22 protein-coding genes and 1 tRNA gene are annotated in these 21,631 nt (G+C 72.3%); 20 read left to right on the top strand and 3 right to left on the bottom strand.

The window, feature by feature from the left end:
* The first annotated feature begins 10 nt into the window (after positions 1-10).
* The 7 genes from BLW47_RS02165 to BLW47_RS02135 all read left to right on the top strand — a co-directional run bounded on the left by BLW47_RS02165 (position 11) and on the right by BLW47_RS02135 (position 6,366).
* Positions 11-910, top strand: a complete 900-nt coding sequence (locus BLW47_RS02165) for a TatD family hydrolase (protein ID WP_091552381.1) — start codon at positions 11-13, stop codon at positions 908-910.
* A gap of 25 nt (positions 911-935) precedes the next feature.
* Complete coding sequence (rsmA, locus tag BLW47_RS02160) at positions 936-1,799, top strand: 16S rRNA (adenine(1518)-N(6)/adenine(1519)-N(6))-dimethyltransferase RsmA (RefSeq protein ID WP_091550708.1); 864 nt, start codon at positions 936-938, stop codon at positions 1,797-1,799.
* A gap of 65 nt (positions 1,800-1,864) precedes the next feature.
* The gene (locus BLW47_RS02155) at positions 1,865-2,452 is read left to right on the top strand and encodes a Uma2 family endonuclease (protein WP_091550706.1); all 588 of its coding nucleotides are present in this window, start codon (positions 1,865-1,867) and stop codon (positions 2,450-2,452) included.
* Entirely contained in the window at positions 2,449-3,402 is a 954-nt protein-coding gene (locus tag BLW47_RS02150) for a 4-(cytidine 5'-diphospho)-2-C-methyl-D-erythritol kinase (RefSeq protein ID WP_091550703.1), read from the top strand. The genes BLW47_RS02155 and BLW47_RS02150 overlap by 4 nt, the downstream gene beginning before the upstream one ends.
* A 4-nt stretch (positions 3,403-3,406) precedes the next feature.
* A complete protein-coding gene (locus tag BLW47_RS02145; RefSeq protein ID WP_091550701.1) occupies positions 3,407-5,230 on the top strand; it encodes an ABC-F family ATP-binding cassette domain-containing protein in 1,824 nt (607 codons plus the stop codon).
* Positions 5,231-5,317: 87 nt separating this feature from the next.
* The gene (locus tag BLW47_RS02140; protein ID WP_091550698.1) at positions 5,318-5,773 is read left to right on the top strand and encodes a DUF4383 domain-containing protein; all 456 of its coding nucleotides are present in this window, start codon (positions 5,318-5,320) and stop codon (positions 5,771-5,773) included.
* A 101-nt stretch (positions 5,774-5,874) separates the two neighbouring features.
* Entirely contained in the window at positions 5,875-6,366 is a 492-nt protein-coding gene (locus BLW47_RS02135; RefSeq protein ID WP_091550695.1) for a DUF4383 domain-containing protein, read from the top strand.
* Here BLW47_RS02135 and BLW47_RS02130 read toward each other — a convergent pair.
* Both BLW47_RS02130 and BLW47_RS02125 read right to left on the bottom strand, forming a co-directional pair.
* Positions 6,344-6,949: a TetR/AcrR family transcriptional regulator gene (locus BLW47_RS02130; protein WP_091552379.1), complete on the bottom strand. Its 606-nt coding sequence runs from the start codon at positions 6,947-6,949 to the stop codon at positions 6,344-6,346. The genes BLW47_RS02135 and BLW47_RS02130 overlap by 23 nt on opposite strands.
* A 148-nt stretch (positions 6,950-7,097) precedes the next feature.
* On the bottom strand, positions 7,098-8,063 hold the full coding sequence (locus BLW47_RS02125; protein ID WP_091550693.1) for an acyl-CoA desaturase: 966 nt from the start codon (positions 8,061-8,063) through the stop codon (positions 7,098-7,100).
* A gap of 336 nt (positions 8,064-8,399) precedes the next feature.
* On the opposite strand from BLW47_RS02125, the gene BLW47_RS02120 reads away from it, so the two are divergent.
* The 8 genes from BLW47_RS02120 to BLW47_RS02085 all read left to right on the top strand — a co-directional run bounded on the left by BLW47_RS02120 (position 8,400) and on the right by BLW47_RS02085 (position 16,035).
* Positions 8,400-8,471 (top strand) — tRNA-Gln (locus BLW47_RS02120).
* A 104-nt stretch (positions 8,472-8,575) separates the two neighbouring features.
* A complete protein-coding gene (glmU, locus tag BLW47_RS02115; protein WP_091550690.1) occupies positions 8,576-10,123 on the top strand; it encodes a bifunctional UDP-N-acetylglucosamine diphosphorylase/glucosamine-1-phosphate N-acetyltransferase GlmU in 1,548 nt (515 codons plus the stop codon).
* Between the two features lie 52 nt (positions 10,124-10,175).
* Positions 10,176-11,156, top strand: coding sequence for a ribose-phosphate diphosphokinase (locus tag BLW47_RS02110; protein ID WP_091550687.1), 981 nt, complete (start codon positions 10,176-10,178; stop codon positions 11,154-11,156).
* Between the two features lie 294 nt (positions 11,157-11,450).
* Positions 11,451-12,089 carry a 50S ribosomal protein L25/general stress protein Ctc gene (locus BLW47_RS02105; RefSeq protein ID WP_091550685.1) on the top strand — a complete coding sequence of 213 codons (639 nt, stop codon included), beginning with the start codon at positions 11,451-11,453 and terminating at the stop codon, positions 12,087-12,089.
* A gap of 75 nt (positions 12,090-12,164) precedes the next feature.
* Entirely contained in the window at positions 12,165-12,749 is a 585-nt protein-coding gene (pth, locus tag BLW47_RS02100) for an aminoacyl-tRNA hydrolase (RefSeq protein WP_091550682.1), read from the top strand.
* A 201-nt stretch (positions 12,750-12,950) separates the two neighbouring features.
* Positions 12,951-13,772, top strand: coding sequence for a 3'(2'),5'-bisphosphate nucleotidase CysQ (locus BLW47_RS02095; RefSeq protein ID WP_425435307.1), 822 nt, complete (start codon positions 12,951-12,953; stop codon positions 13,770-13,772).
* 68 nt (positions 13,773-13,840) lie between these two features.
* Positions 13,841-14,749, top strand: a complete 909-nt coding sequence (gene cysD, locus BLW47_RS02090; protein ID WP_091550679.1) for a sulfate adenylyltransferase subunit CysD — start codon at positions 13,841-13,843, stop codon at positions 14,747-14,749.
* Complete coding sequence (locus BLW47_RS02085) at positions 14,749-16,035, top strand: sulfate adenylyltransferase subunit 1 (protein ID WP_091550676.1); 1,287 nt, start codon at positions 14,749-14,751, stop codon at positions 16,033-16,035. The genes cysD and BLW47_RS02085 overlap by 1 nt, the downstream gene beginning before the upstream one ends.
* A 98-nt stretch (positions 16,036-16,133) precedes the next feature.
* On the opposite strand, the gene galE is transcribed toward BLW47_RS02085, so the two are convergent.
* On the bottom strand, positions 16,134-17,111 hold the full coding sequence (gene galE, locus BLW47_RS02080) for a UDP-glucose 4-epimerase GalE (protein WP_091552375.1): 978 nt from the start codon (positions 17,109-17,111) through the stop codon (positions 16,134-16,136).
* A gap of 143 nt (positions 17,112-17,254) precedes the next feature.
* Between galE and BLW47_RS02075 the strand changes: the two genes are divergently transcribed.
* From BLW47_RS02075 to BLW47_RS02055, 5 genes are all read left to right on the top strand, one after another.
* Positions 17,255-18,304 (top strand): hemolysin family protein, encoded by a 1,050-nt coding sequence (locus tag BLW47_RS02075; RefSeq protein ID WP_091552373.1) that lies wholly within the window; start codon positions 17,255-17,257, stop codon positions 18,302-18,304.
* A gap of 81 nt (positions 18,305-18,385) precedes the next feature.
* Positions 18,386-19,411: a tryptophan--tRNA ligase gene (trpS, locus tag BLW47_RS02070; RefSeq protein WP_091550674.1), complete on the top strand. Its 1,026-nt coding sequence runs from the start codon at positions 18,386-18,388 to the stop codon at positions 19,409-19,411.
* 74 nt (positions 19,412-19,485) lie between these two features.
* Positions 19,486-20,100, top strand: coding sequence for a 2'-5' RNA ligase family protein (locus BLW47_RS02065; RefSeq protein ID WP_425435335.1), 615 nt, complete (start codon positions 19,486-19,488; stop codon positions 20,098-20,100).
* A gap of 78 nt (positions 20,101-20,178) precedes the next feature.
* Positions 20,179-21,084 carry a YhjD/YihY/BrkB family envelope integrity protein gene (locus BLW47_RS02060; RefSeq protein WP_091552370.1) on the top strand — a complete coding sequence of 302 codons (906 nt, stop codon included), beginning with the start codon at positions 20,179-20,181 and terminating at the stop codon, positions 21,082-21,084.
* Positions 21,085-21,110: 26 nt separating this feature from the next.
* A complete protein-coding gene (locus tag BLW47_RS02055; protein ID WP_091550669.1) occupies positions 21,111-21,539 on the top strand; it encodes a hypothetical protein in 429 nt (142 codons plus the stop codon).
* The last annotated feature ends 92 nt before the right edge of the window (positions 21,540-21,631 follow it).

Below are 21,631 nucleotides of genomic sequence, written 5' to 3'. Positions count from 1 at the left end.
CGGATATGTGATCCTGGCGGCGATGACTGAAAACGCCGAGACCCGCCGCGAGCGGGCCGCCCGCCGCGCCGGGGAGTTCCCGCCCGCGCCCGAGCCGCTCCCGCTCCCGGTGATCGACAGCCACACCCACCTCGACATCACCGTCTCCGAGGCGGGCGCGCCCGGGCCGGCGACCATCGACGACCCGGTCGCCCGGGTGATCGCGATCGCCGCCGAGGTCGGCGTCAACCGGCTGGTGCAGGTCGGCGTCGACCTGCCCTCCTCGCAGTGGGGTGCGGAACTGGCCACCCGCCACCCCGCGGTGGTCGCCACCGTCGCGCTGCATCCCAATGACGCGCCGCGGCTACCGGACCTGGACGAGGCGCTGCGCGGCATCGAGGCGCTCGCCGCGCAGGAGCGGGTCCGCGGCATCGGCGAGACCGGCATGGACTTCTTCCGCACCGGCGAGGACGGCCGGGCGGCGCAGGAGGCCAGCTTCCGCGCCCACATCGCGATCGCGAAGCGGTACGGCAAGCCGCTGGTGATCCACGACCGCGACGCCCACGCCGAGGTGCTGCGCATCCTCGACGACGAGGGCGCGCCGGAGACCGTGGTGCTGCACTGCTTCTCCGGCGACGCCGAGTTTGCCACCGAGTGCGTCGACCGCGGCTACCTGCTCAGCTTCGCCGGCACGGTGACGTTCGCCAGCGCCGCCGGGCTGCGCGAGGCCGCGAAGGTGACCCCGCCGGAGCTGATGCTGGTCGAGACCGACGCGCCCTACCTGACGCCGACGCCGCACCGGGGACGGCCGAACGCGTCGTACCTGATCCCGCTGACCGTCCGGGCGCTGGCCGAGACGACCGGGCGCGGAGTGGACGAGCTCTGCGCGGCGATCTCGGACAACGGCGAGCGGGTCTTCGGCCCGTGGTAGGCGCCGACACGTACGCTCTGTCTCCGTGACCGATCTCCTCGGCCCGGCGGAGATCCGGGAACTCGCCGCCCGGCTCGGCGTCGCCCCGACGAAACGGCTCGGCCAGAACTTCGTGCACGACCCCAACACCGTGCGCCGGATCGTGACCGCCGCCAACCTCGACCCGGACGACGTGGTGGTCGAGGTCGGTCCGGGACTCGGCTCGCTCACGCTCGGCCTGCTGCCCGCCGCGCGGCACGTGCACGCCGTCGAGATCGACGCGGCGCTGGCGACCGCGCTGCCGCAGACCGCCGCCGGGCGCCCCGGCGCGGAGCGGCTCACCGTGCACCACGCCGACGCGCTGCGGGTCACCGCGGCCGAGCTGGGTGACCCACCCCCCACCGCGCTGGTGGCGAACCTGCCGTACAACGTCGCCGTGCCGGTGGTGCTGCACCTGCTCGCCGAGCTGCCGGGGCTGCGACACGGTCTGGTGATGGTGCAGAAGGAGGTCGCCGACCGGCTCACCGCCGGCCCCGGCACCAAGATCTACGGGGTGCCGTCGGTGAAGCTGGCCTGGTACGCCGCCGCCCGTCCCGCCGGCCGGGTGCCGCCGAACGTCTTCTGGCCGGTGCCGAACGTCGACTCGGGCCTGGTCGCCTTCACCCGACGCGAACCGCCCCGCCCGGAGGTGCCGCGGGAGCGGGTTTTCGCGGTCGTGGACGCCGCCTTCGCGCAGCGCCGCAAGACGCTGCGCGCCGCGCTGGCCGGCTGGGCCGGCGGCGCCGACCGCGCGGCCGCCGCGCTCGTCGCCGCGGGCGTCGACCCCGGCGCCCGCGGTGAGGCGCTCACCGTCGCGCAGTTCGCCGCGATCGCCGCGGCGGCTCCGAGCGGCACGGACGGCGCCGAGTAGGCTGGCGCGTAATCCGCGGGCCCAGCCCGTGAGAGGTGGGGAACGAGGCCAGGGAGGTGAACACGATGAGCGCAGAGGCGGTCCCGCCCCAGCGCCAGCCGTGGCCCGGCCCGGACCTTCGGCGGCAGCGCCTCGCCAACCACACCGTCGAGGACGTGCTGTCGTTGCCGGACGACGCCCCCCGCGTCGAGCTACGGGATGGAGTCATGATCGTGGTCCCGTCCCCGACCATCGGGCACCAGGAGATCAGCTCCCTGCTCTGGCACTGGTTCCGGCGCCACGCCCCGCTCGAGTTCCGGCCGAGCGTGGCGACCGGCGTGCTCATCGACGCGGTGCAGACCTTCGAGCCCGACGTCCTGCTGCTCCATCGGGAGACGATCAACGTCGAAAGCCACTACTCGACGCCGGATCAGGTGGCGCTCGTGGTGGAGGTCGTCTCGCCCAGCACGCGGCGGCGCGACCGGTTGGAGAAGCCGGTGGGATACGCCGCCGCCGGCATCCGGCACTTCTGGCGGGTGGAACAGGATCCGGTGCACATCTACGCGTACGAACTGGTCGACGGCGGCTACCAACTCGTCGCCGACTCGGCCGACGAGCTCGTGCTGGCCAAGCCGTTCGAGCTGCGGCTGCCGATCCGGGACGTCACCCCGTGACCGAGGCATGGCGGCCGGACGGCGATGACGACCGCACCCGTCGTACCGGATCCGCGGTGAAGGTCCGCGTCCCGGCCAAGATCAACTTGCATCTCGGGGTCGGACCGCTGCGTCCCGACGGGTACCACGAGCTCAACACCGTGTACCACGCGATCTCCATCTACGACGAGCTGACCGCCCGCCGCGGCGACACCCTGACCCTGACGATGGAGGGGGAGGGGGCCGGCGAGCTCGCGCTCGACGAGACCAACCTCGTGATCCGCGCCGCGCGGGCGCTGGCCGCGCACGCCCGGGTCCCCGCGCACGCCCGGCTGCACCTGCGCAAGCAGATCCCGCTCGCCGGCGGGCTGGCCGGCGGCAGCGCCGACGCCGCGGCCGCGCTGGTGGCCTGCGACGCGCTCTGGGGCACCGGGCTCAGCCGCGACGAACTCGCCGAGATCGCGGCCGGACTCGGCTCCGACGTGCCCTTCCTGCTGCACGGCGGCACCGCGCTCGGCACCGGCCACGGCGAGTCCGTCAGCCCGGTGCTGGCCCGCCCCACCACCTGGCACTGGGTCGTCGCGGTCGCCGAGCGCGGCCTGTCGACCCCGGCCGTCTACCACGAACTCGACCGGCTGCGTGCCGAGTCCGCCGCCCCGGCGCCGCTCGGCCCCGCCGACGACCTGCTCGCCGCGCTGCGGCAACGCGACCCGGCGGTGCTCGGCGCGGCGCTCGGCAACGACCTGCAGGCCGCCGCGCTGGCGCTGCGCCCGGCGCTGGCCGACGTGCTCAAGGTGGCCCAGGCCGCCGGCGCGCTCGCCGGCATCGTCTCCGGCTCCGGCCCGACCTGCGTGTTCCTGGCCGCCGACGCGGCGCACGGCGGCCGGATCGCGGCCGAGCTCGCCGCGGCCGGAGTGTGCCGCGAGGCGCGCACGGCGCACGGCCCCGTCCCCGGCGCGCGGGTGATCTGAACCGGTGGCGAACATTCTCAACCTGGACCGGGTGTCCAAGGGGTACGGCGCGGCCGGGCAGCTGCTCACCGACGTCTCGCTGGGCCTGGAGGACAGCGACCGGATCGGCGTCGTCGGGCTCAACGGCGCCGGCAAGTCGACGCTGCTCCGCCTGCTCATCAGGGCCGAGCAGCCCGACAACGGCCGGGTCACACACCGCCGCGACCTGCGGGTGGCATGGCTGCCGCAGACGCTCGACCTGGCCCCCGAGGCGACCGTACGGGACGTCGTGCTCGGCACCGCCTGGCTCGACGAGGGCTTCGGCGCGGAGCACGAGTGGGCGGGCGACGCCGGCGTACGCGGCATCCTCGACGGGCTCGGCATGCCGTACCTCGGTCTCGACCAGCCGGTCGGGCCGATGTCCGGCGGCGAACGGCGGCGTGTCGCGCTCGCCGCGCTGCTGGTCCGCGCGGCCGACCTGCTCATCCTCGACGAGCCCACCAACCACCTCGACGTGGCCGGCGTGGCCTGGCTCGCCCGCCACCTGGTCACCCGGCGCGGCGCGCTGGTCGTGGTAACGCACGACCGCTGGTTCCTCGACGCGGTCTGCACGACGACCTGGGAGGTCGCCGACCAGACCGTCCGGGTCTACGAGGGCGGCTACGCAGCCTGGACGCTGGCGCGCGCCGAGCGCGAACGCGTCGCGGCCGCCACCGAGGCGCGCCGGCAGAACCTGTTGCGCAAGGAGATCGCCTGGCTGCGCCGCGGCCCGCCGGCGCGGACCTCCAAGCCGCGCTTCCGGATCGACGCCGCCAACGCGCTGATCGCCGACGTCCCGCCGCCGCGCGACACGGTGTCGCTGCAGCGGCTGGCCACCGCGCGGCTCGGCAAGCAGGTGTACGACCTCGAGGAGGTCACCCTGCACGCCGGCGACAAGCTCGTCCTCGACGACCTGACCTGGCAGGTCGGGCCGGGGGACCGGATCGCCATCGTCGGCGCGAACGGCGCCGGCAAGACGACGCTGCTGCGGTTGCTCGCCGGCATCACCGAGCCGGAGAAGGGGCGGCGCGCCGTCGGCGCGACCGTCCGGCCCGCCTTCCTGTCGCAGGAGCTCGCCGAGCTCCCCAACCAGCTGCGGGTGCTCGAAGCCGTCGAGGAGGTGGCCCGCCGGGTCACGCTCGGCGACCGCGAGCTGGGGGCGGCGCAGCTCGCCGAGCTGTTCGGTTTCGACGACCGGCGGCTCTGGACCCCGGTCGGTGACCTCTCCGGCGGGGAACGGCGGCGGCTGCAGCTGCTCCGGCTGCTCGCCACCGAACCCAACGTGCTGCTGTTCGACGAGCCGACCAACGACCTCGACACCGACACCCTCGCCGCGCTGGAGGACCTGCTGGACTCCTGGCCCGGCACGGTGATCGTCTCCAGCCACGACCGCTACCTGATCGAGCGGGTCACCGACGTCGTGTACGGCATGTTCGGTGACGGCCGCCTCGTGCACCTGCCCGGCGGGATCGACGAATACCTGGCGCGGGCCGCGGACGCCCCCGTCGACGCCGGCGAACGCGGGCGGATCGGCGGCGTCACCACGCCCGCGCTGCCGTCCCCGCCGGAGGGCGAGCCGACGCTCTCCGCCGGCGAGGTCCGGGCCGCCCGCAAGGAGCTGGCCCGGCTGGAACGGCAGATCGGCAAGCTCGAGCAGAAGGAGGCCGGGCTGCACGAGCAGCTCGCCGCGCACGCCACCGACTACGGCAAGGTGGCAGAGCTCGACGCGCAGCTGCGGGCCCTGCAGGCCGAGCGCGCCCGGGCCGAAGAGGAGTGGCTGCTGCTCGCCGAACAAGTGACGGAGAGCTGATCGCGCGGGGTCACTGGTCAGCGCCGTTGCCCCATACGCCACAATCGTCGGCGACCATCACTGGCACGGCGTTGGAGACAGACAGCCATGGCGCACAACCCCGTCAACCACCCCGCGCGCCCGATCTACCGAGCGATCGGCGGACTGACCGGCATCTACCTGGTGATCTTCGGGGTGCTGGGCTTCATCCAGAACAGCGGCGAAGAGTTCTTCGCCCAGGACGCCGCTCTCGTCCTCGGGCAGGGCACCAACCGCGGCTACGCGCTGGTCTCCGTGGCCGTCGGCGCGCTGATCCTGATCGGCACCGGCATCGGCCGCAACCTCGACGCCGCCATCAACAAGCTCTTCGGGTACCTCTTCATGCTGCTCGGCCTCGCCGAGCTGGCCCTGCTGCGCACCGACGCCAACTTCTTCGGCTTCAGCATCGTCACCGTCATCGTCGTCATGATCATCGGACTGGTGCTGCTGACCGCCGGCATGTACGGCAAGGTCGGCACCGAGGAGCAGCACCGCGCCTGGCAGGACGCGCGACTCAACCTCTGAGCGCCGCCACCCGTGCCCGCCGAACCGACCGGTTCGGCGGGCACAACCCGGCTCCCCGCGCGACAATCCATCCAGAGCGTCGACGCGACGGAGGTGGAGCAATGGCTCATATCCCGGTCAACCACCCGCTGCGGCCCGTCTACCGGACCATCGCCGGTCTCGGTGGGCTCTACCTGTTCCTCTACGGCGTCGTCGGGATGGCCGTCACCTGGGGCGACCCGCTCTTCGGGCGTGAGGACGTCTGGGCGCTCGGCCTGCGCGCCAATCTCGCCTCCGCGATCGCGTCGCTGCTGTTCGGCGCGACCGTCGTCGCCGCCGCGGTCTTCGGTGGCCGCGCCGAACACCTGGTCAATCTCGCCGCCGGCGTCGTCGCGCTGGCGACCGGCCTCGTGATGCTGACCCTGCTACGGCACGCCAACTTCCTGAACTTCTCGGTCGCGAACGTCATCGTGTCGTTCGTGCTCGGCATGGTGTTCCTCACCGCCGGGCTGTACGACAAGGTCGGCTCAGCCGCGGACGCCGACACCGAGGACGGCTTGCGGCACGGCCGGCTGCGGATGCCGCACGGCGTCAGCCACGGCCGCGCCGGCTGATCAGCGCCGGCTTCGCCTCCAGGTGCGACAGCCCGTTCCACGCCAGGTTGACCAGGTGCGCCGCCACGGTCTCCTTGCGCGGCTTGCGCACCTCCAACCACCAGCGGCCGGTCAACGCGACCATGCCGACCAGCGCCTGCGAGTAGAGCTCGGCCAGCTTCGGGTCGTAGCCGCGGCTCTTGAACTCCGCGCCCAGGATGTGCTCCACCTGGTGCGCCACGTCGTTCATCACGCTGCTGAAGTTTCCGGTCCCGGAGACCAACGGCGACTCCCGGACCAGCACCCGGAAGCCGTTGGTCTCCTCCTCGATGTAGTCCAGCAGCGCCAGCGCCGCCTGCTCCAGCAGCTCTCGCGGATGCCCCGCGGTCAGCGCCGTCGTGATCCGGTCCAGCAGCGCCCGCACCTCGCGGTCCACCACGACCGCGTACAGGCCCTCCTTGCCGCCGAAGTGCTCGTACACGACGGGCTTGGAGACCTTCGCCCGGGCCGCCACCTCCTCGATCGAGGTCGCGTCGAAGCCGCGTTCGGCGAAGAGCTGGCGGCCGATGGCGATCAACTGCTCGCGCCGCTGCGCCGCGGACATCCGCACCCGAGAGCTGGGTTTGGCGGGCGCGGGGGGTGGGGCCGGAACGCGCCCCCGCCCCCCGCCGTTCGTGCTCGGGGTCTCTGTCACTGCGCCATCCTGCCAGCCCGCCGTGACCGACACGGGCCCGCGGCGCGCGCGCCGACCGTCACGCGGTCGGCTTGACCAGCTTCGCGGCCACCCGCTCCGGCTTCGGCCAGCGCACGTTCGTGGCCGCGCCGATCTTCTCGAAGAGCCAGATCGTCCGCGCCGAGATGTCGATCTGACCGCGCAGCACGCCGTGCCGGGCGCAGGTGGGGTCGGCGTGGTGCAGGTTGTGCCAGCTCTCGCCGAACGACAGGATCGCCAGCGGCCAGAAGTTCGCCGCCTTGTCGCCCTGGCGCACCTCGAACGGGCGCTCGCCGTACACGTGGCAGACCGAGTTGATCGACCAGGTCACGTGGTGCAGCAGCGCGATCCGGACCAGGCCCGCCCAGAAGAACGCCGACAGCGCGCCGTGCCAGGACCAGGTGATCAGCCCGCCCATCGCCGCCGGGCCGAGCAGGGTGATCGCGACGATCGCGGGGAAGAGTCGGTCGATCCGGCTGATGTCCTTGTCGGCGAGCAGGTCGGGCGCGAAGCGCTCGCGGTTGGAGAGCTCGCGGTGGAACATCCAACCCACGTGGGCGTAGAGCAGGCCCTTGGTCAGGCCCCAGACGCTGTTGCCGAAGCGCCACGGCGAGTGCGGGTCGCCCTCCACGTCGGAGAAGGCGTGGTGGCGGCGGTGGTCCGCGACCCACTGCGTGATGTTGCCCTCGACGGCGAGCGAGCCGGCGATGGCGAGCGCGATCCGCAGCCAGCGCTTCGCCTTGAACGAGCCGTGCGTGAAGTAGCGGTGGAACCCGACGGTGATGCCGAGCCCGGCCACCACGTACCACACCAGGGCGATCGCCACGTCGGTCCAGGAGAGCCAGCCGCCCCAGGCGACCGGGACCGCGGCGATCAGCGCGAGGAACGGGATCACCACGAAGGACCAGAGCGCGATCAGGATGCCCGGGGACTGGGTCCCCTCGGTGAGCGGCTTGGGACCGGACGCCGGTGCGGCCGAGGGCGGTTCGAGGAGGGTGGTGGACATGGCACCTCACTGAGGGTTCAGAACGACAACTTACGCCTACGTCACCGTAACCTACGGAACCGTAGTTTTCTACGGACCGGAACCTGGCAGTTGGATGGGGACGGCCGGGCCGAGCTGTCGTGCCCGAGCCCGAACGTGTTCGGCGCCAGCGGCTCGACCGCAGGCCGGACACGCTGTACGAGCGGGTCCACCGGGTACCCCCGCCCGGGTGGACGAAACGGTCGAACGCGAAGGACACCCTGCGGATCGGGGCGCCGATGATCGCCGGCGGCGCAGGGGGCCGGATCTCGGTCGCGAAGGAGGACGTTCGGGCGGTTAAGCTATCCACCGGCACGATCGGCCGTGGTGTAATTGGCAACACCCAAGATTTTGGCTCTTGTATTCCAGGTTCGAGTCCTGGCGGCCGAGCTCCCTCTTCTGCCCTGTTTGCGTCGGCCCGGCAGCCACCGCGGGTGCCCCCGTCGCTAGCATGGGGCCGCTGACTGACCGCCGTTTCTGACGGGAGCTCCCTCGTGACCCAGGCTCCGCCGCGCACCGTCGTCGTTCTCGCTGCCGGCGAGGGCAAGCGGATGAAGTCGGCCCTGCCCAAGGTGCTGCACCCGCTGCTCGGCCGTACCCTCGTCGGCCATGTGCTGGCCGCGGCCGCGCCGGTCGGCGCGGCGCGCACGCTGGTCGTGGTCGGGCACGGCGCCGACCAGGTCACCGCGCACCTCGCCGAGATCGCGCCCGCCGCCACCCCGGTGCTGCAGGCCCAGCAGCACGGCACCGGGCACGCCGTGCGGATCGCGCTGGAGGCGGCGCCGGAGAGCGAGGGCACCGTCATCGTGCTCAACGGCGACGTGCCGCTGCTGCGCGCCGAGACCGTCACCGCGCTGGTCGAGGCCCACGAACGCGCCGGCGCGGCCGCGACCGTGCTCGCCGCCGAGGTCGCCGATCCGACCGGGCTGGGGCGGATCGTGCGCGATCCGGCCGGTGGCCTGGAGCGGATCGTCGAGGAGCGGGACGCGAGCGCCGACGAGCGGCGGATCCGGGAGATCAACGCCGGCATCTACGCCTTCGACGCGGCGCGGCTGCGCGGGGCGCTGGGAAAGCTGTCGACGGACAACGACCAGGGCGAGGAGTACCTGACCGACGTCTTCGGGCTGCTCGCCGCCGATGGCCAGGCGGTCGCGGTGCACGTCGCGGCGGACGCGAACGAGACGCTCGGGTGCAACGACCGGGTCGAGCTGGCGGGCCTGCGCCGGCTGCTGCGTGACCGGATCAACGAGGGCTGGATGCGGACCGGTGTGACGATCGCCGATCCGATGACCACCTGGATCGACGTGACCGTCACGCTGGGCCGCGACGCGGTGATCGACCAGAACACGCAGCTGCGCGGCGCGACGGCGGTCGCCGAGGGCGCGACGGTCGGGCCGGACGTGACGTTGGTGGACACGACGGTCGGGGTCGGCGCGACGGTGCTGCGGTCGCACGCGACCGGCGCGGAGGTCGGCGACGGCGCCAGCGTCGGGCCGTACGCCTATCTGCGGCCGGGCTCGCGACTGGCGCGCAAGGCGAAGGTCGGCACGTTCGTGGAGACCAAGAACGCCGAGATCGGCGAGGGCACCAAGGTGCCGCACCTGTCGTACGTCGGGGACGCGACGATCGGCGAGCAGAGCAACATCGGGGCGGCGACGGTCTTCGTCAACTACGACGGGATCAACAAGCACCGCACGGTGATCGGCAGCCACGCCCGGACCGGGGCGGACAACATGTTCGTCGCTCCCGTGCAGGTGGGGGACGGCGCGTACACGGCCGCCGGTTCGGTGATCGTCTCTGACGTGCCGCCGGGCGCGCTCGGGGTGGCCCGGGGGCAGCAGCGCAACATCGAGGGGTGGGTGGCGCGGCGTCGGCCCGGCTCGGCCGCGGCGGAGGCCGCCGAGCGGGCGCTCCAGGCGGGCACGGCGCTGCCGGCCGACCAGCCGCCGGCGGACGCGAGCACAAGCGAAAGTGAGACAGTCCACGACCGGGGTCGGGCTGGTGGTGTGGGCGAGGGCGCGAGGGATACTCGGAACGCATAGTTCCTGCGGTCCGCTGGCCGCAGCCACCGACTGACGGGAGCAGACGTCCTCGATGGGCAGCATCGTCGCTGAAAACCGTAAGAGCTTGATGCTCTTCTCCGGACGAGGTTTTCCCGAGCTGGCGCAGGAGATCGGTGAGGTGCTCGGCGTCGCGCCGACGCCCTCCGACTCGTACGAGTTCGCCAATGGCGAGATTTTCGTCCGGTTCAAGGAGTCGGTTCGCGGCTCCGACGCTTTCGTCGTGCAGTCGGTGACGCACGGTGTGAACAAGTGGGTCATGGAGACCCTGATCATGATCGACGCGCTGAAGCGGGGTTCGGCGAAGCGGATCACCGTGGTGCTGCCGTTCTACCCGTACGCGCGCCAGGACAAGAAGCACCGCGGCCGGGAGCCGATCTCGGCCCGGCTGGTGGCCGACCTGCTGCGCACCGCGGGCGCGAACCGGATCCTCACCGTCGACCTGCACACCGCCCAGATCCAGGGCTTCTTCGACGGTCCGGTGGACCACCTCTTCGCGATGGACATCCTCGCCGGCTACGTGGAGCGCAAGTACGCGGGCCGCCCGATGACGGTGGTGGCGCCGGACTCCGGCCGGGTGCGGGTGGCAGAGCGCTGGACGGACCGGCTGGGCGGTTGCCCGCTGGCGTTCATCCACAAGACGCGGGACCCGCTCAAGCCCAACCAGGTGGTCGCGAACCGCGTGGTCGGCGACGTGGAGGGGCGGGTCTGCCTCGTCGTCGACGACATGATCGACACGGGCGGGACGATCGTGGGGGCGTCGGAGATCCTGCACGAGGCGGGCGCGGCCGACATCATCGTGGCGTCGACGCACGCGCTGCTCTCCGACCCCGCGACGGAGCGCCTGAAGAACAGCCGGATCAGCGAGGTCGTGGTGACGAACACACTCCCGCTGCCGCCGGAGAAGCAACTCGACAAGATCACTGTGTTGTCGATCGCGCCGCTACTCGCCCGGGCCATCCGGGAGGTCTTCGACGACGGTTCGGTGACCACCCTGTTCGGTGGCTTGAGCTGACGTTCGTCCCGGTTCGTCCGTCCCGTAGGCGGGCGGACCGGGCCGGACGGTGGGACTGCCTGAAGGGGTTGCCGGCGGCTCGGGTAGACTGGCGCGGTTGCCACGGCGAGGGTGCCCTGCGGGCCGCTTCTGACGAAGAGCGTTGCCGCGTGGACGCACCGTGATCGACGCGGTGCTCCGGGCACTGCTCTGACGAGCGTCCCAGCGCCTCCTCGCCCGGCACCGCCCGACATCGCTCCGGTTCACCGACCGGATATTTGCATCGCAGCCGCCGAAACTCCAGGAGTACCCACCGTGTCCGAGGTAAAGATCAGCGCCGAGCCCCGCACCGAGTTCGGCAAGGGTGGTGCCCGTCGTACCCGCCGGGCCGGTAAGGTGCCCGCCGTCCTGTACGGCCACGGCGAGAAGCCGAAGCACATCGCGCTGCCGGCGCGTGAGTTCGCCGCCGCCATCCGGCACGGGGGCGCCAACCAGCTCTTCACGATCGAGATCACCGACGGCACCCAGGCGCTGGCCCTGCCGAAGGCGATCCAGCGTGACCCGATCAAGGACACCTTCGAGCACGTCGACCTGCTGCTGGTGCGCCGCGGTGAGATGGTCACCGTGGACGTGCCGGTGAACCTGGTCGGCGAGGCCGCCCGGGACACCCTGGTCGTGCACGAGAGCGACACGCTGTCGGTCAACGCCGACGCCACCAAGCTGCCCGAGTCGCTCGAGGCCTCGATTGAGGGCCTGGAGGCCGGCTCGCAGGTCACCGCGGCCGACGTCACGCTGCCGGCCGGCGTGGAGCTCGCCGCCGACCCCGGGACCATCATCGCGCTGATCTCCGCGGCCACCGTCGTCGAGGAGGCGACCGAGGCTCCGGAGGAGGAGGCCACCGAGGGCGAGGCCGCCGAGGCCGCCGAGGCGGCCGCCGAGACCGCGCAGGCCTGACCGATTCGCTGATCCGGGCGTCCCCCGTGCCGCTTCGCCGGCGCGGGGGACGCCCGGGTTGTTTCTGGAGGTGTCGTGGAGACCGCGCCGTGGCTGGTGGTCGGGCTGGGCAACCCGGGCAGGGAGTACGCCCGTAACCGGCACAACGTCGGCTTCATGGTGGTCGAGCTGCTCGCCGGGCGGATGGGCGCGAAGTTCAGCCGGCACCGGCGGGCGGTGGCCGAGGTCGCCGAGGGGCGGCTCGGGATGGGCGGGCCGAAGCTGGTGCTCGTCAAGCCGCTGACCTACATGAACCTCTCGGGCGGGCCGGCGGTGGCGCTGAGCCAGTTCTACAAGGTGCCCGTCGATCAGGTCATCGCCGTCCACGACGAGCTCGACATCGACTACGGCCAGCTGCGGGCCAAGCGAGGTGGCGGCGAGGGCGGCCACAACGGGTTGCGCTCGATGTCGAAGTCGCTGGGGAGCAAAGAGTACGCGCGCGTCCGGTTCGGCATCGGGCGGCCGCCGGGCCGGCAGGACCCGGCCGACTACGTGCTGTCGGACTTCTCCGCCACGGAGCGCAAGGAGCTGGAGTTCCTGGTCGACCGGGCGGCCGACGTCGTGGAGGCGATCGTGAACCACGGCGTGGAGTGGACGCAGAACGCGTACCACGGCGTCTGACATCGCGGGACCCGGTCGGGGGTGGCACCGCCGCCCGCGCGGCGGGTGGCAGAGTGTCCCGGTGACATGCGTGGTCGCCGGCGGTCGGGCCGCCGGGCGGCCGGGTTGGGGCAGGGGTCGCCGGCGTCGGACCTGCCGTGGGAGGAGGCGGTCTGAGTTGGGCCTGCGACACCTGGAGAGGTCGGCGACGGGGGCGTGCCGATGAACCCGCCGGTGGGTGACGGTGCCTTCGCGCGCTGGCTGGCCGAGCGGGCCGGGCGGCTGCTGCTGGAGGTCCGCGCGGAGCTCGGCCACGCCGATCCGGCGGCGCTGAAGGCGGCCGGCGACAAGCGCGCGCACGACCTGCTCCGTACGGAGCTGGGGCGGTGGCGGCCGGCGGACGCGGTGCTGTCGGAGGAGGACGACGAGGCGCGGCGTGCGTGGGCGGAGGCGTCCGGGTTGCCGGCGCCGTCGCGGCTGACCGCGGACCGGGTCTGGATCGTGGATCCGCTCGACGGTACGCGCGAGTACTCCGAACAGGGGCGCGCGGACTGGGCGGTGCACGTCGCGCTCTGGGCGCGGAACGGGTCGACCCCGCACCGCCTGGTCGCCGGCGCGGTGGCGCTGCCGGCGCAGCACCGGGTGCTGGCCACGGACAACCCGCCCGGCTATCCGCCGATGTCGTCGGGGGCGGCCGGGGTGATCCGGCTCGCCGCGAGCCGCAGCCGTCCGCCGGCGTTCCTCACCGGTCTCGCGGAGGACGTCGGCGCGGAGCTGGTCCCGATGGGGTCGGCGGGCGCGAAGATCGCCGCGGTGATCAGCGGCGAGGTGGACGCGTACGTGCACGCGGGCGGCCAGTACGAGTGGGATTCGGCGGCGCCGGTCGCTGTGGCGACGGCCACCGGACTGCACGCTTCCCGAATCGACGGATCTACGCTGCAATACAACGAGGCCGATCCGCGCCTGCCAGACCTGGTGGTGTGCCGGAAGGATCTGGCTTCCCGGCTGCTTGCAGCGCTGCAACGCCACATCCGGGTAACCTGACCCGCTACTGCAGTTAACCTACCGGGAAGGTCTGGAATCCTCATGAGCGACCGTAGCGAGGCGGAGGCATGAGCCAGGCGGCGTACCGCGTTTCCCACCTCGACGCCCTGGAGGCGGAGAGCATCTTCGTGATGCGTGAGGTGGTGGCCGAGCTGGAGCGTCCGGTGCTGCTCTTCTCGGGCGGCAAGGACTCCATCGTCATGCTGCGGCTGGCCGAGAAGGCCTTCGCGCCGGCGCGGATCCCGTTCCCGGTGATGCACGTGGACACCGGCCACAACTTCCCGGAGGTGCTGGAGTACCGGGACGCGCGGGTCGCCGAGCTGGGGCTCAACCTGGTCGTCGCCAGCGTGCCCGAGGCGCTGGAGGCCGGCCTGGTGCGCGAGCCGGCCGACGGCACCCGCAACCGGATCCAGACCCCGGTGCTGCTGGCCGCGGTGGAGAAGCACCGCTTCGACGCGCTGTTCGGCGGGGCGCGGCGCGACGAGGAGAAGGCGCGCGCCAAGGAGCGGGTCTTCAGCTTCCGCGACGAGTTCGGCCAGTGGGACCCGAAGAACCAGCGGCCGGAGCTGTGGTCGCTGTACAACGGTCGGCACCACCCGGGTGAGTCGATCCGGGTGTTCCCGCTGTCGAACTGGACCGAGCTGGACGTCTGGCACTACATCGCGAGCGAGCGGCTCGCGCTGCCGTCGATCTACTACGCGCACCAGCGCGAGGTGGTCGAGCGCGACGGGATGCTGTACGCGGTGAACGAGTTCTTCCGGGCGCGCGACGGCGAGGTGCCGTTCAAGACCACCGTCCGGTACCGCACCGTCGGTGACGCGTCGCAGACCGCCGCGGTCCGCTCGGAGGCGGACACCGTCGAGAAGGTGATCGAGGAGGTCGCGGCGACCCGGATCACCGAGCGTGGCGCGACCCGCGGTGACGACCGGGTCAGCGAAGCCGCGATGGAGGACCGCAAGCGGGAGGGCTACTTCTGATGACCGCCACCATGCCCACCGAGAGCCGTGCGATGGATCTCCTGCGCTTCGCGACCGCGGGCAGCGTCGACGACGGCAAGTCGACGCTGATCGGCCGTCTGCTGTACGACACCAAGTCGCTCTTCACCGACCAGCTCGCCGCCGTCGAGGCCGTGTCGGCGGCGCGCGGCGACGAGTACACGAACCTCGCGCTGCTCACCGACGGGCTGCGGGCCGAGCGGGAGCAGGGCATCACCATCGATGTCGCGTACCGCTACTTCGCCACCCCGCGCCGCAAGTTCATCATCGCCGACACCCCCGGCCACCTGCAGTACACCCGGAACATGGTCACCGGCGCCTCCACCGCCGACCTGGCGCTGATCCTGGTCGACGCCCGCAAGGGGCTGGTGGAGCAGTCGCGGCGGCACGCGTTCCTCTGCTCGCTGCTGCGGGTGCCGCACCTGGTGCTCTGCGTCAACAAGATGGACCTCGTCGACTGGTCGCAGGAGGTCTTCGAGTCGATCGCCGACGAGTTCACCGCGTTCGCCGCCAAGCTGGAGGCGCCGGACCTGTCGGTGATTCCGATCTCCGCGCTGAACGGCGACAACATCGTCGCCCGCTCCGAGAACATGCCCTGGTACGAGGGGCCGTCGCTGCTGCACCACCTGGAGCGCGTGCACATCGCGTCCGACCGCAACCTGGTCGACGTGCGGTTCCCCGTGCAGTACGTGATCCGCCCGCAGTCCACGACCGTCACCGACTACCGGGGCTACGCCGGCCAGGTCGCCTCCGGCGTGCTCAAGCCGGGTGACGAGGTCATGGTGCTGCCGTCCGGGTTCACCAGCCGCATTGCCGCGATCGAGACCGCCGACGGGCCGGTCGAGCGGGCGTTCCCGCCCATGTCGGTGACGGTCCGGCTCGAAGACGAGATCGACATCTCGCGCGGTGACCTGATCTGCCGTCCGCACAACGCGCCCGCGGTCGCGCAGGACATCGAGGCGATGGTCTGCTGGATGGACGAGACGCGGCCGCTGCGGGTGGGCGGAAAGTACGCGATCAAGCACACCACGCGGTCGGCGCGGGCGGTCGTGCGCGATCTGCACTACCGGCTCGACGTGAACACCCTGCACCGCGACGAGGCCGTGACCGAGCTGCGGCTCAACGAGATCGGCCGGATCCGGATGCGCACCACCGTGCCGCTGCTCGCCGACGAGTACCGCCGCAACCGCACGACCGGCGGTTTCATCATCATCGACGAGACCACCAACCGCACGGTCGGCAGCGGCATGATCGTCGACGCGAGCTGACGCGGCGGGGCCGATCAGGGAGTCTCCCGCGGACAAGGGCTTGTTCACACGGTCAGAGATCGCGTGAACAAGCCCTTGATCACGTCGCGGGCCGCCGGTCAGGCGTGCAGCTGTCGGTAGAAGCTCCAGGCGTCGCCGACGATGTCCCGCAGGCCCGGCTTCGCGGGCACCCAGCCCAGCTCGGTGCGGGCCCGCTCCGCCGAGGCGACCAGCGTGGCCGGGTCCCCCTCGCGGCGCGGCGCCATCTCGACCGGCACGGGGTGGCCGGTGACCTCGCGGACCACCTCCACCACCTGCCGGTTCGAGAACCCGTTGCCGTTGCCGAGGTTGAAGACCCGGTGCTCGCCGGGGCGGGCCGCGGCGAGCGCCAGCAGGTGGGCGCGGGCGAGATCCTCGACGTGGATGTAGTCGCGCACGCAGGTGCCGTCGGCGGTGGGGTAGTCGTCGCCGAAGAGCTGCAGCTTGTCGCGCCTGCCGGCGGCGACCTGCAGGGCGATCGGGATGAGGTGCGACTCCGGGTCGTGCCGCTCGCCGATCCCCGCGCCCTGCGGCGGCAGGTAGGCGCCGGCCACGTTGAAGTAGCGCATCGAGACCGCAGCCAGATCGTGGGCGAACGCCTCCGAGGTGAGCGCCATGTCCACGGCCAGCTTGGTCGCGCCGTACGTGCTGGTCGGCGCGGGCGATGCGGTCTCGGCGATGGGGACCGTGGCGGGGTTGCCGTAGACGGCGGCGGTGGAGGAGAAGACGAACCTCGGCACCCGGGCGGCGCGCACCGCGTCGATGAGCGCGAGCGACCCCACCGTGTTGGTCCGCCAGTAGAGTTCCGGCTTCACCATCGACTCGCCGGCCGCGATCAGGGCGGCGAAGTGCAGCACGCCGTCGAAGCCGGCCTGCGGGGTCAGCACCTGCGCCGCGTCGTGGATCGACGCCCGGACGAACGTCGCGTCCGGAGCGATCGCCTCGGCGTGTCCGGTGCACAGGTCGTCCAGGACCACGACCTCGTGCCCCGCGTCGAGCAGCATCCGGGTGACCACGCTGCCGACGTAGCCGGCGCCCCCCGTGACCAGCAGCTTCACCGCGCGCTCCTCCTTGGGTGTGTGCGCACCGCCGACGCCGTGGTCGGCGTGCCCGTCCCCGCCAGGGTAGGCGGTCGCCCCCGGCGGCCGCTCCCGGGTGAACCGATCCCGGACGCCGCCGACCCTGTCTACCATTGGCGGACATGCAGGGTGCCGGCAGTGCCGGGTCCCGGGCACGCCGTGCGCCGGGCGCTGTCCGCCGTCAACCCGGTCCGCTGGCCCGCGGTCTCGCCAACGTGGTGGTGCGCGGCGCCGACGCGTCCACCCGGCTGGTCACCGCGCTGCTGCGGGCGAGTCCGACGGCCGGGCGGGAGCGGATCAGCGAGGCCGAGCTGCGCGACCTGGTGGCCGCCAACACGCTGCTCGATCCGGTCGAGCGCCGGATCATCGACGAGGTGCTGGTCGCCGGCGCCAGCCTGGTGCGCGAGGTGATGGTGCCCCGTACCGAGGTGGTCTTCCTCGCCGCCGGTCTTCCGCTCGACGACGCGGCGCAGCTGGTGCGGGCGGAGACCCACACCCGTTATCCGGTGGTGGACGGCACGCACGACGACGTGATCGGTTTCGTGCACCTGCGCGACGTGCTGATCCGGCCGGAGGGGGACCGGCGCGCGACGATCGGCGAGCTGACCCGCGAGGTCAAGCGGCTGCCGGGCAGTAAACGGGTGCTGGCCGCGCTCTCGGAGATGCGGCGGGAGCGCCAGCATCTGGCGGTGGTGGTCGACGAGTACGGGGGCACGGCCGGGATCGTCACGCTGGAAGACCTGATCGAGGAGCTGATCGGCGAAATCCACGACGAGTACGACGCGGCGCCCGACCCGGCGCCGGTGGGGATGCCGGAGGAGCTCGACGGGCGGTTGAACCTCGCCGACTTCGCCGAGCGGACCGGGCTGGCGCTGCCGCCGGGGCCGTACGAGACGGTGGGTGGCTTCGTGATGGCCGCGCTCGGGCGGCTCGCGGTCGTCGGCGACGAGGTGCCGCTGCCCGGCCCGCACGCGGCGGGGCCCGAGCGCGAGCCGGCCCGCCGTGACGCGCCGGTTGGCGGCGCGGCGGGCGGGGCCGGCCGGGTGTTGCGGGTGCTGGCGCTGGACGGCCGGCGGGTCGCGCGGGTGGCGCTCGGGTCGGTCGCCGCGCCGTCGCCGTCGCCGGCCCGGACGGTGGCCGACGGCGGGGTCGTCGCGGTGGATCCGGGCTGAGTCGCCGCCGGCCGCGGGGCGGTCGTGGCGGGGGTGTGGGGGCGGCACCGCGCGCCGCGGCGGTGCTGACAGAATTGGCGCATGTCCGAGCCCGTCTCCCGCCCCCGGGTGCTCTCCGGTATCCAGCCGACCGCCGACTCGTTCCACCTCGGCAACTACCTCGGCGCGGTGCGCAACTGGGTGACGATGCAGGAGACGCACGACGCGTTCTACTGCGTGGTCGACCTGCACGCGATCACGGCCGGGCACGAGCCGGAGGTGCTGCGCCGGCGCGTCCGCGTCTCCGCGGCCCAGTTGCTCGCGGTCGGGCTCGACCCGGAGCGCTGCACCCTGTTCGTGCAGTCGCACGTGCCCGAGCACCCGCAGCTGGCCTGGGTGCTCAACTGCATCACCGGGTTCGGCGAGGCGAGCCGGATGACGCAGTTCAAGGACAAGTCCGCCCGGCAGGGGACGGAGCGGGCCAGCGTGGGGCTGTTCACGTACCCGGTCCTGCAGGCGGCCGACATCCTGCTCTACCAGGCGGACGCGGTGCCGGTCGGGGAGGACCAGCGCCAGCACCTGGAGCTGACGCGGGACCTGGCCCAGCGCTTCAACTCGCTGTACGGGCCGACCTTCACCGTGCCGGCGCCGCACATCGTGCGGGACACCGCCAAGATCACGGATCTGCAGGACCCGACCGCGAAGATGTCGAAGTCGGCGTCGTCGCCGGCCGGCATTATCGAGCTGCTGGAGGAGCCGGCGAAGTCGGCGAAGAAGATCCGCTCCGCGGTGACCGACACCGGTCGCGAGATCATCTTCGACCCGGAGAACAAGCCCGGGATCGCGAACCTGCTGACCATCTACGCGGCCCTGACCGGCCGTGGCATCGACAACCTCGTCGAGTCGTACGCCGGCGCCGGCTACGGCGACCTGAAGAAGGACCTCGCGGAGGTGGTGGTCGAGTTCGTCCGCCCGATCCAGGAGCGGACCCGCACTTTCCTCGACGATCCCGCGCAGCTGGACAAGCTGCTCGCGATCGGCGCCGAGAAGGCGCGCGGCGTGTCGTCGGCGACGCTGCGCACCGCGTACGACCGGATCGGCTTCCTCGCGCCGGCCCGCAACGGATGAGGGTGGTCACACGCGGGCGCGGCGGAGTTGCCGCCCGCCCCTCGTAGCCGGGCACTATGGGACACCCGCCGGAAATCGGTCCGGTGGCGAACCCGGCGACTGGCGGTCGGCGGTATGAGCGGAAAGAGCGGAGCGTGATTCGCATCGGCGGGTTGCCGGATCCCGGCGTCGAGTCGACGCGGATCGGGGTCGCCATCGACATCCCGGAGCCCTGGGGGCAGGTGCTGACGCGTCGGCGCGCCGAGGCGGGCGACCCCGCGGCGGAGTTCGTACCCGCGCACCTGACGCTGCTGGGGCCGACCGAGATTCCGGCGGCGAGCCTGCCCGCGATCGAGGCGCATCTGGCCGCGGTCGCCGCGGCCCATCCGCCGTACACGTTGCACCTGCGCGGCACCGGCACGTTCCGCCCGATCACCGACGTCGTCTTCGTTGCGGTGGCGGCCGGGATCAGCGAGTGCGAGGTGCTGGCCGAGGCGATCGGCGCGGCGGAGGACCTGCGGCGGGAGAGCCGTTTCCCGTACCACCCGCACGTCACCGTCGCCCAGGACGTCTCCCCGGAGGCGCTGGACAAGGTCTTCGAGGACCTGGCGGACTTCTCGGCGCGGTTCGAGGTGGACGGGTTCACGCTCTTCTCGCACAGCGGCGAGGGGCGTTGGCGGCCGCACCGGGACTTCCCGCTGCGCGGCTGACCCCGGCGCTTCGGTGACGGCGCCGGTCGCCCGCGGCGCGGGCGCGCGGCGCGCGCGGTGATCGGCGAGGATGGCCGCGTGAATGTCATCGCCCGGGCGACCGCCGCGTGGGGGCGTGCCGTGGCGGCCCGCCGCCGCCGTTCGCCGGGGTTCGACCATTTCTGCCGGGCGCTCGGCCGGTACAACGAGGTGATGGGCGGGCGGCTGGCGGCCGCCATCGCCTACTACGGGTTCTTCGCGATCTTCGCGCTCGTGCTGGTGGCGTACTCCGTCTTCGGGTTCGTGCTGAAGCGCAACGTCGCGCTGCAGATCGTGGTGCAGGACTTCGTCCGCCGGTACCTGCCGTTCGTCGAGCTCCGCGAGATCGGCGAGACCAGCGGCACGGTCGGGGTGATCGGCGTGATCGGGCTGATCCTCACCGGCATCGGGTGGGTGGAGGCGATCCGCTCGTCGCAGCGGCTGATCCACCGTCTCGAGCAGCAGCCGGGCAACGTGCTGATCCGGCGGGTGATCGACCTCGCGGCGCTGGTCGCGGTCCTCGTCCTGATCGGCACGTCGGTGGCGGCGGTCGACCTGCTGACCTCGTTGCTGCGCGGGGCGGTGGGCGAGCGTGGGCCCCTCCTGGCCGTGATCGGCTGGCTCATGAGCCTGTTGGTGAACCTGATCCTGGCGACCGCGTTGATGGTGGTCGTGCCGCGGCTGCGGATGCCGCCGCGCCGGCTGCGCTGGCCGGTGTGGTGGGTGGGCTTCGGCATCACGCTGCTGAACACGCTGGGCCGCGGAGTGGTCGGACAGGTGGAGCGGAATCCCGCGTACACCGTGGTGGCGGGCGCCGTCGGGGTGCTCGTCTACCTGTATCTGCTCAACCAGTTGCTGCTGTTCGGCGCGGCCCTGCTGGCGACCAGCGCGCACGGCCGGGTCGGCGACCTGGCGCGGGGCCGGAGAGCAAATTCGGGGGATTTAGGGCAAACCGCACGCACATGATCACGGAAGCCCGCATGATGATTCGAATGGGGGCACTAGTCACGTTGGAGCTGCCGGAAGACTCGCCGGTGCTCAGCATGCCGTGGATCATCACGTTCGGACCGCTCAATGACGACGAGGAGTGGGAGCCGGTCGTCTGCGGACCGTACGAGCGGCCGCACGCGCTGGCGCTGGCCGAGTCCGTCGTCGCCGACGAGGAGCTGATGGCGGTCGTCGAGCCGCTGCTGCCGCACGTCTCGGTCGAGGAGATCCGCGGCGAGATCGCGGCGGCGCAGCGGGCCGCGGAGGAAGCGGGCGCGGAGATCGACGAGGGGGACGCCTACCCCGACTTCGACGAGACCGAACCCGAGGCGGAGATCCTGGACCACCACCTCGAGCCGTCGGCGCCGCCGAGCCCGGACGAGGTGCGGGCCGGACAGGCGCGGATCGCGGAGAAGCTGAGCAAGGCGCGCTGAGGTGTGGGTGGTGCCGGCGCCCCCGGGTGACGGGGGCGCCGGCACACCTGTTCCCCCCACCACAAGGGGTTCGGCGAACTCCCCCCACCACA

It is taken from the genome of Micromonospora pattaloongensis, from assembly GCF_900107255.1.
Taxonomy (GTDB): Bacteria; Actinomycetota; Actinomycetes; order Mycobacteriales; family Micromonosporaceae; genus Micromonospora_I; species Micromonospora_I pattaloongensis.
The sequence above is the reverse complement of the archived record's forward strand: the minus strand, read 5'-3'. Positions and strand labels throughout refer to the sequence as shown.

Bases quoted from the DNA above. Each gene is read 5' to 3' on its own strand.
- BLW47_RS02075 (WP_091552373.1), top strand. From the start codon at position 17,255: ATGCAGGGTGCCGGCAGTGCCGGGTCCCGGGCACGCCGTGCGCCGGGC.
- BLW47_RS02140 (WP_091550698.1), top strand. From the start codon at position 5,318: ATGGCGCACAACCCCGTCAACCACCCCGCGCGCCCGATCTACCGAGCG.
- BLW47_RS02155 (WP_091550706.1), top strand. From the start codon at position 1,865: ATGAGCGCAGAGGCGGTCCCGCCCCAGCGCCAGCCGTGGCCCGGCCCG.
- BLW47_RS02135 (WP_091550695.1), top strand. From the start codon at position 5,875: ATGGCTCATATCCCGGTCAACCACCCGCTGCGGCCCGTCTACCGGACC.
- BLW47_RS02095 (WP_425435307.1), top strand. From the start codon at position 12,951: ATGAACCCGCCGGTGGGTGACGGTGCCTTCGCGCGCTGGCTGGCCGAG.
- BLW47_RS02055 (WP_091550669.1), top strand. From the start codon at position 21,111: ATGGGGGCACTAGTCACGTTGGAGCTGCCGGAAGACTCGCCGGTGCTC.
- BLW47_RS02125 (WP_091550693.1), bottom strand. From the start codon at position 8,063: ATGTCCACCACCCTCCTCGAACCGCCCTCGGCCGCACCGGCGTCCGGT.
- trpS (WP_091550674.1), top strand. From the start codon at position 18,386: ATGTCCGAGCCCGTCTCCCGCCCCCGGGTGCTCTCCGGTATCCAGCCG.
- BLW47_RS02085 (WP_091550676.1), top strand. From the start codon at position 14,749: ATGACCGCCACCATGCCCACCGAGAGCCGTGCGATGGATCTCCTGCGC.
- BLW47_RS02110 (WP_091550687.1), top strand. From the start codon at position 10,176: ATGGGCAGCATCGTCGCTGAAAACCGTAAGAGCTTGATGCTCTTCTCC.
- cysD (WP_091550679.1), top strand. From the start codon at position 13,841: ATGAGCCAGGCGGCGTACCGCGTTTCCCACCTCGACGCCCTGGAGGCG.
- BLW47_RS02130 (WP_091552379.1), bottom strand. From the start codon at position 6,949: ATGTCCGCGGCGCAGCGGCGCGAGCAGTTGATCGCCATCGGCCGCCAG.